The organism is Kitasatospora sp. NPDC093558, from assembly GCF_040683475.1.
In the GTDB taxonomy this organism is placed as follows: domain Bacteria; phylum Actinomycetota; class Actinomycetes; order Streptomycetales; family Streptomycetaceae; genus Kitasatospora.
Genome location: NZ_JBFBDY010001108.1, coordinates 1 through 1,546, shown reverse-complemented (window position 1 = coordinate 1,546; position 1,546 = coordinate 1). Strand labels below are relative to the sequence as shown.

The window sequence follows — 1,546 nt, the reverse complement described above, 5'->3', positions numbered from 1 at the left end:
GCCGCGTCGGCGCCGTCCGAGGCCGGTCCGCAGACCAGGTCCACCGGCAGGCCGCTGTTCAGCGTGTGCTTGACGGCGCGCCACAGCAGCGCGCCCTCGCCGACGAAGATCACGATTCGCTCCGTACGAGGTCGACGGCGGCGACGATGCGGCCCAGGGTCAGCCCGGCGCCGAGCGGCCCGAGGCGGTCCAGCAGTTGCCGTTCGGAGGAGCCGCCGGCCGACCCGCCGAGGAGTTCCTCGCCGAGGGCCGAGAGCATCTCCAGCACGGCGAGCGAATCGCCGCCCAGCGCATGGAAGTCGGACGAGTCGTCGAGGCCCGCGGCCTCGCACTGCAGGACGCGCGACCAGATCCGCGCGGTCACGGCCGCCACGCCCCGGTCGTCGTCCGGCCCTCCCGGCGCAGTGGTGGCGTCGAAGGGATCGGGCAGCGCCTTGCGGTCGGTCTTGCCGCTGGCGGTCTCCGGCAGCGCGGGCAGGACGCGCACCACCGTGGGCACCAGGTGCGGGGGCAGCGTGCGGGCCAGTTCGGCCCGGACGGCGCCCTCGTCGAGAGCGGTCGCGCCCGGGGCGAGGACGACGAACGCGCACAGGGCCCGGACGTCCTCGGTGCGGCCGCGGGCGACGACGGCGGCCTGGGCGATGCCGGGCAGCCCGGTCAGCGCCGTTTCGACCTCCGCCGGCTCGACGCGGTGGCCGCGGATCTTCACCTGGTCGTCGGCGCGGCCGGCGTACTCCAGCTGCCCGTCGGGCAGCCGCAGCACGAGGTCCCCGGTGCGGTAGGCGCGGCGGCCGTCGGGCAGGTGGACGAACCGTTCGGCGGTGAGATCGGGGCGGCCCAGGTAGCCGCGTGCCAGTTGCGCGCCGGTGACGTACAGCTCACCGAGCCGCCCGTCGGGGACTTCGCGCCGCTGCTCGTCCAGCACGCTCACCGCGGTGCGGTGCACGGGGACGCCGATCGGCGCCGAGCCGCGCGCGATGCCGTCCCCGTGCCCGTCCCCGACGACGGCGACCGTACAGGCCAGCGTGGCCTCGGTGGGGCCGTAGGCGTTGACGATGAGGCAGTCCGGCCCGAAGTCCTCGCGCGCCCGCCGGGCGGCGGCCGCGGTGAGGTTCTCCCCGCCCAGCTGCAGCGCGCGGATGCCCGTGGGACGGATGCCGAGGCGGGCCGCGAGGCCGAGGTGGGTCGGGGTGAGCGAGAGGGTGTTGGCGAGGCGGCCCGCGTACATGTCGCGGAGCTTGAGGTGGTCGAGCTCGCCGGGCACCGGCACGACGGCTCCGCCGTGCAGCAGCGGCGGGAAGATCTGCATCAGCGACAGGTCGAAGCCGGGCGAGAAGGAGTACGCGGCGCGGGTGTCCGCGTCGCAGCGCATGAGCGGGGCCAGCCAGCCGACGGCGTTGACCAGGCTCCGGTGCTCCACCTGCACGCCCTTGGGCCGGCCGGTGGAGCCCGAGGTGTAGATGACGTACGCGAGGTCCTGCGGGCCCGGCGCGGCGGCGGCCAGCGCCTCCCGCGCGTCGAGCGGGCCGTCCGCCGTTTCCTCCAG

Annotated in this window: 1 protein-coding gene; it reads right to left on the bottom strand. The window is 75.9% G+C overall.

The genetic code is table 11. The features are described from left to right. Positions 1–109: 109 nt before the first annotated feature. The coding region (locus AB0O00_RS38920; RefSeq protein WP_363659401.1) for a non-ribosomal peptide synthetase at positions 110–1,546 on the bottom strand (1,437 nt) is incomplete at its 5' end.